The following is a 6,388-nucleotide window of genomic DNA, read 5'->3' as shown; positions in this document are numbered from 1 at the left end:
TGGGATATCAAGGGTCGTACGACCGTGTGGCCGCCTTTGGTAGACGATGGAAGGTGGGTCAAATGGAGAGGGTCAAATCTGCGAGCAAATCAACATCCGAATAAAAGGGGGGGGAGAAGTCATGTTGACGCTACCCCCATTATTGGTGATGTGATCCCGTCAAAAAAAGCCCCGCACGAGGCGGGGTGAATTGCCAGTGGTATGTCAGCACTGGCAAGGGGTTCTGTACGGTGCTTCTCTATCGGGGCATTCCTGCTGGATGCGGAGTGATATCCACACTGTTGCGTACCAGAGTGGCAACCGCCGCGGTGGCGTGGCGCACGTCATTGCCGCTGAGTTTGAAGATGCCGACGGTCTCCTGCAGGCGGCTGGATTGTTCCTGCAATGATTGGGCGGCAGCGGCGGCTTCTTCTACCAATGCTGCGTTCTGCTGCGTTACTTCGTCCATCTGCACGATGGCCTGATTGATCTGCTCGATGCCATCACTCTGTTCTCCGCTGGCAGCGGTGATTTCGGCGACGACATCGGTGACGCGTTTGACGCTGGCGACCACCTCGTGCATAGTCGCCCCCGCCTGTTCCACCAGCCGGCTGCCGTTTTCCACACGCTCGACCGAGGTATCGATCAAAGCCTTGATTTCCTTGGCGGCTGCAGCACTGCGTTGCGCCAAGGTACGTACTTCGGAAGCCACCACGGCAAAGCCACGTCCCTGTTCTCCAGCTCGTGCTGCTTCCACTGCAGCATTCAGGGCCAGGATATTGGTCTGGAAAGCGATGCCATCGATAACCGTGATGATGTCTACGATCTTGCGTGAGGCATCATTGATCTGGCTCATGGTCTGAACTACCTCACCCACCACGCTGCCACCTTGCACGGCGACCTGCGAGGCGCTCGCGGCCAGGGTGTTGGCCTGACGGGCATTGTCGGCATTCTGCTTGACGGTAGAGGTGAGTTCTTCCATCGCCGAGGCGGTCTCTTCCAGTGCACCGGCTTGCTGTTCGGTCCGCGAGGACAGATCGAGGTTGCCGGTAGCAATCTGGCCCGACGCGGTGGCAATCGTGTCGGTACCCTGGCGAACCTCGGTGACGATACGATGTAGGTTCTCGTTCATGGTTTTGAGTGACGACAGCAGCGCGCCCGTTTCATCCCGGGAGGTGGCGGCGATCTGCACAGTGAGGTCACCCGCCGCCACCGCGCTGGCCACCCCAACGGCTTCATTGAGGGGACGAATGATGGAGCGCGTGATCAGGATGGCGCAGGCCGTCGAGAGCACAATGGCGATGCAAGAGAGCACAACCATCAGATTGATGGCATCGGCCGATGCGGCATCACTTTTGGCCACGCTCTTGTCCATCAGCGACACCTGAAAAGCCGACATTTCCTTCATTGCAGCGAAGAACTTGTCTTGCGCGGGAATGACTTCCTTGAAAAGGTAGTCGGCGGCCTCAGCCCTTTTCTGTAGCCGGATCATTTCAAGCACGTTATCCCGTGGCTTGGCATATTCTGCACGCGCGTCCCTGATGCGCTTGAATAACTCGCTGCCCTTCGGCGTATTGATGCGTTTTTCAAGATCAGCCAGGTGCTGTGTCACTTCGCTGGTATTGCTGACGGCACGCTCCAGGTACTTGTCGATCGTCGCCTGGTCCGGGGCAATGATCGCATTGCGAATCGCTCGAGCTGCAATGTTGACTTTCTCAGTGGCCTGATTGACCAGCGCGACTTTGACATAACGATCATTGACGATTTCATTTGTCGCATCGCTGATGGTCCACAGATTCTTCACACCAACGCCTGCAATCACGCACGTCACCAGGATCAGCGTAGCGAAGCAGATGCAAAGTCTCACGCTAATTTTGATATCGGTCATCTTCATAATGCCCCCTTAAATTGCCTCTTTCACGAGGCCTGATTAGACATGCGCATCTGATTCAGATGCATCGTCGTTGATCGAACAGGGAAACTATACGACAAAAAACTATTTAAATCATTTTATTTGTGTTTCTTGTTGGATTTCTGTATTGCGTCAACTAAATGCTTGCTTGGCAAGAAACATTTTATTGGGAGAAAGAACATGATAACCAGATAATGCTGCATACTTGGCAAATGTTAGCCAATTTTCACATCCCCTTGCCAGACAACGAGGTGGTTTGTAATAGCAGCTGCTCGCGGTGGTTTCCAATAAGAAAAACGGCTGTTGTTATGCTTTTAAAATATTAAATTTGATTTATTTGTTTTTTGATTCATATCGGGATTAAAGCCGATTTCGAGACCAGGACGGGTGCTATTGGTAAGGTTGTCCAGACGGTGCATGCGATTGGGAACAGCCGTTTTGCTTTACGTGACTTCCGATTCACTTTTTTGCCGTTGACCCTCAGTGAAGTTTTTTTCTCCTCGGCAGGTTCTTTTTCGTTTCTTGAAAATGCCTGTGTCAGTCGTTTCCCCGCCTCGGTCTGAAACCTGGAGTCGCTTCCGCCGCCGCCGTCAAAGAGAAGGGCCCTGGTGCACCCGAATCGCCTCTCGGCTGTGAGCAGTCCTCTTCGTGATAGCATCCGACACATTATTCACACCAAGGAAAGCCGCCCATGTCAGAACTGGAACAAGATCCCTGGATCGTCCGTGCCGAAGAGTTGAAGACGCAGATGGAATCGCTTCTCATCGCCCAGCTGGAAGAATATGAAAAGATGACCGCCAAGCTCGAACAGTGGAAGCAGAATCCCGGCGGCTCCTGGCTCACCGAGGCGGATTACCAGCCTTGGCAGGAAGCCCTCAAGAAGCTCGAAGCCGCGCAGCGCGAATTCGATGGCCACATCAGTACGCGCGTGAAGAAATAAGCATCACCTCGCCCGTCCATCGCGCGGGCACAAGAACAACGCCGTGAGCACTGAAGCACACGGCGTTTTTTCTTTCCGCTCAGGATGTTCCCGCTTCTCCGTCCGCCTCCCCTGTGCCTGCACTTGCATTGGAAGTCGACGCTGAAGCTGAACGCCTGCGCCGCCGCTTGCTCCAGCGCCGCGCACGGTCTAGTACCACCTCCATGAACTGCTGGGCCGTCTCGGGTTTGAGCAGATATTCCACGGCTCCGGCTTCCAGCAAGGCAGGCATCTCCGGCGGATAGTCACTGTCCGGAAATACCACGATCGGCACCGCACGCGTGTCGCGGCCCGCCTTCATGGCCTGGATGAAGTCCAGGCCGTTGTTTTCCATCATGCCCGGGTCCAGAAAGATCATGCCCGGCAGCTGCATCTCGCCATCCGCACGACGCTGCAACAGTCCCTCGATGGCCGCGTCTGCTTCGTCAACCCACTGCAATACACAGTGAAAATTGTTGCGCCAGAGCGCAAAGCGCGCCAGCTCTACTGCTTCGCCGTTCGACTCAATCATCAGTATGATCGGCGGTTTCATGGTCTTGTCCTTCTCTTGTAGTGACCCTGATCACCATTCCTGTGCCGCGGGAATCCATGCTGGCCTCTGCGGGCGCTTCTCCGGGCACAAAACTTCATCTGCAGTCTGACAAAAATGCGAAAAAGCTCCTAGCAGGAATTTCCTGATAAGCGCTGTTGTCACTGTCTACAAGGCGGTTGAGCGAGTTCCAATTGGCTCTGAAGGCAAATCCTTGCCGGCCGGCATCCAGGCCTCTGCCGTCAAGATCCTTCATCTCCCCAACCCCTATCTGCATTGCGGTGTAAGCTAAACCTTCATTTGCACGCCAGCGAACCCGCTTGAATTATGCAATTCCCGTCAGGTGAGATTGTGAAAATCGGGGAATTGATCAGCGCGGGCACCGTTTGCCTTGACCGGCCGCTATGCCAGCATGCGCCCGCCGTGGCACGCCGCTTGCTGCACTTCTGAGGGAACATGCAGCCTGCTGTCCTGTTGACCGCTGGCCCGCCGTTCCGGATTTGAACAGGCACACCATCATCATGAATGCACCACTGACATCAGCCGCCGCGCAACCGACCGAGGCGACGCTGGACATCCTCAAGACCCTCATCGGTTTCAACACCATCAGCCGCGAATCCAACCTGGACCTCATCGAATGGGTCCGCGATCTTCTCGAACGCCACGGTGCCACCACCCGCCTGACCTACGACGCCGAACGGCGCAAGGCCAATCTCTTTGCCACCCTGGGCGATGCCGGTCCCGGCCGCTTCGGTACGGTCTTCTCCGGACATACCGATGTGGTGCCGGTCAAGGGACAGAACTGGGATACCGACCCCTTCGTGGCGCATGTGGCCGATGGCAAATTGTTCGGCCGCGGCGCTTGCGACATGAAAGGTTTCATCGCGGTCTGTCTGGCGCGCCTGCCGGCCATCGCGCAGGATCGCCTGCACACACCACTGCACTTTTCGTTCTCTTACGATGAAGAAGTGGGCTGTCTGGGGGTGCGCGAGCTGCTGGCTGACCTGCAGCGTAACGACATCAAGCCCACCGGCGTCATCATCGGCGAGCCCACCATGATGCAGCCCGTGATCGCGCACAAGGGCAAGCGCTCCTATCGCTGCTCGGTGCATGGCCATGCGGCGCACTCGTCGTGTCCGCACCTGGGCATCAACAGCATCGACTATGCGGCCATGATGCAGCTGAAGATCCGCGAGATCGCGCTGCGCGTGCGCCATTCGGAAGCGCAGGATTACGACTTCGACGTGCCGTATTCCTCCATCGTCACCACGCTCTCCAATGGCGGCAACGCGCCCAACATCATTCCGGACAAGGCCGAGTTCGTCTTCGAACACCGCTTCCTGCCCGGTATCGACCCGGCCGAGGTATTCGACGAAGTGAAGCGTTATGCAGAACAGGAAGTGCTGCCGCAGATGCAGATTGAAGGTGCGCAAGGACGCATCGAATTCGAAACGCTGACGGCCTATCCGGGCATGAGCACGTCGCCCGATGATCCGCTGGTGAGTTCGGCACTGCGCATCCTGGGTAGTGAACGCGCGCGCAAGGTCGGCTTCGGCACCGAAGGCGGGCTGTTCGGTCAGGCCGGCATGCCGGCGGTGATCTGCGGGCCGGGCGACATTATCCATGCGCACAAGCCCAACGAGTTCGTGACACTGGAGCAATTGGCCCGATGTGAAAGTTTCTTCGACAACTTCGTCGCTTCGGCGCATCTGAAGGCGGTTTGATCGCTTCAGCATCTTCGCCGGAATGAACAAAGGCGCTTGCCCGTGAGGGTCAAGCGCCTTTTTTCCGGAGCGGGGAAGAGTCAGGCCGGAGCGCGAACGCGCTTGTCCAGCGAGGCCGAGACGGCCACCGTGACCAGGCCCAGCAGGGCGAAGACCGAGCCGATCAGGGGCAGGTCGGTCAGCGGCAGGCCGGCCGAGATCGCCAGTCCACCGACCCAGGCGCCAGTGGCATTGCCGAGGTTGAAGGCCCCCTGGTTGAGGGTCGAGGCGAGGTTGGGCGCGCCGCGTGCGGTGTCGAGCACGCGGATCTGCGCACCGGGCACCACCGCAAAGGCGAAGGCCCCCCAGGCGAACATCGTTGCCAGCGTCGGCCACTTGTAATGGCTGGTGAAGGAAAACAGTCCCAGCACGATGGCAATGCACAGGAACACGCCGCACATCACCGGCATCAGTTTCCAGTCCGCCAGCTTGCCGCCGACCAGGCCCCCCACGGTGATGCCCGCACCGAAGAGCAGCAGCACCCAGCTTTCTTCACGGGCGCTGAAGCCGGTCACGTCCAGCAGGATGTAGGCGATGTAGGTGATCACGCTGAACATGCTGATCGAGGCCAGCGTCGAGGTCAGCAGTGACAGCTGCACGCGGGTATCGATGATGGAGCGGAACTCCTGGAAGATATTGCCGGCCTGCATGGGGATCTTCTTGGGCAGCATGGTCCACAGCATGACGGCGGCCAGCAGGCCGATGCCGGTCACCACGCCGAAGGTGGAGCGCCAGCCCGCCGCATGGCCGAAGGCGGTGCCCAGCGGCACGCCCAGGATGTTGGCGACGGTCAGGCCGGTGAACATCAGCGCCACTGCCTGCGCGCGCTTCTGCGGCGTCACGAGTTCTGCTGCCACCACCGAGCCGATGCCGAAGAAGGCGGCATGGCAGAAGGCGGTGACCACCCGCGCCACCATCAGGAACGGGTAATTGGGGGCCAGCGCGCACAGCACATTGCCGAGGATGAACAGGCACATCAGCCCTACCAGCGCCTGCTTGCGCGGCCACTTGGCAGTAAGGATGGCGAGGATGGGCGCACCGGCGGCCACGCCCAGGGCATAGCCCGAGACCAGCATGCCGGCGGCCGGAGCCGTGACACCCAGATCAAGCGCAACGTCGGGCAGCAGGCCCATGATGACGAATTCAGTGGTGCCGATGCCGAAGGCGGCAACGGCGAGGGCAAACAGGGGCCAGTTCATGCGCAGTCCAGGTGGAGGGTGGAGAGG

At 58.5% G+C, this 6,388-nt stretch carries 5 protein-coding genes; 2 read left to right on the top strand and 3 right to left on the bottom strand.

The window, feature by feature from the left end; translation table 11 throughout:
- Nucleotides 1-238: 238 nt before the first annotated feature.
- The gene (locus J2X56_RS07880) at nucleotides 239-1,873 is read right to left on the bottom strand and encodes a methyl-accepting chemotaxis protein (RefSeq protein ID WP_204725708.1); all 1,635 of its coding nucleotides are present in this window, start codon (nucleotides 1,871-1,873) and stop codon (nucleotides 239-241) included.
- 709 nt (nucleotides 1,874-2,582) lie between these two features.
- On the opposite strand from J2X56_RS07880, the gene J2X56_RS07875 reads away from it, so the two are divergent.
- Complete coding sequence (locus J2X56_RS07875) at nucleotides 2,583-2,831, top strand: hypothetical protein (protein WP_121042233.1); 249 nt, start codon at nucleotides 2,583-2,585, stop codon at nucleotides 2,829-2,831.
- A gap of 79 nt (nucleotides 2,832-2,910) precedes the next feature.
- Here the strand turns inward: J2X56_RS07875 and J2X56_RS07870 are convergent, their stop codons facing one another.
- Nucleotides 2,911-3,402, bottom strand: coding sequence for a response regulator (locus J2X56_RS07870; protein WP_121042232.1), 492 nt, complete (start codon nucleotides 3,400-3,402; stop codon nucleotides 2,911-2,913).
- Between the two features lie 518 nt (nucleotides 3,403-3,920).
- Here J2X56_RS07870 and argE point away from each other — a divergent pair.
- The gene (gene argE, locus J2X56_RS07865; RefSeq protein ID WP_204725707.1) at nucleotides 3,921-5,123 is read left to right on the top strand and encodes an acetylornithine deacetylase; all 1,203 of its coding nucleotides are present in this window, start codon (nucleotides 3,921-3,923) and stop codon (nucleotides 5,121-5,123) included.
- Between the two features lie 80 nt (nucleotides 5,124-5,203).
- Here the strand turns inward: argE and J2X56_RS07860 are convergent, their stop codons facing one another.
- Nucleotides 5,204-6,361: an MFS transporter gene (locus J2X56_RS07860; protein WP_121042230.1), complete on the bottom strand. Its 1,158-nt coding sequence runs from the start codon at nucleotides 6,359-6,361 to the stop codon at nucleotides 5,204-5,206.
- Between the last annotated feature and the right edge of the window lie 27 nt (nucleotides 6,362-6,388).

This window comes from Herbaspirillum sp. 1173 (assembly GCF_031455335.1).
In the GTDB taxonomy this organism is placed as follows: Bacteria; Pseudomonadota; Gammaproteobacteria; order Burkholderiales; family Burkholderiaceae_D; genus Herbaspirillum; species Herbaspirillum huttiense.
Note: the sequence above shows the minus strand (reverse complement) of the source record. Positions and strands in the feature narration are given on the sequence as shown.

What these genes read in the sequence shown, in the direction of transcription:
- J2X56_RS07880 (WP_204725708.1), bottom strand. Translation starts at nt 1,873, where the DNA reads ATGAAGATGACCGATATCAAAATTAGCGTGAGACTTTGCATCTGCTTC.
- J2X56_RS07875 (WP_121042233.1), top strand. Translation starts at nt 2,583, where the DNA reads ATGTCAGAACTGGAACAAGATCCCTGGATCGTCCGTGCCGAAGAGTTG.
- J2X56_RS07870 (WP_121042232.1), bottom strand. Translation starts at nt 3,402, where the DNA reads ATGAAACCGCCGATCATACTGATGATTGAGTCGAACGGCGAAGCAGTA.
- argE (WP_204725707.1), top strand. Translation starts at nt 3,921, where the DNA reads ATGAATGCACCACTGACATCAGCCGCCGCGCAACCGACCGAGGCGACG.
- J2X56_RS07860 (WP_121042230.1), bottom strand. Translation starts at nt 6,361, where the DNA reads ATGAACTGGCCCCTGTTTGCCCTCGCCGTTGCCGCCTTCGGCATCGGC.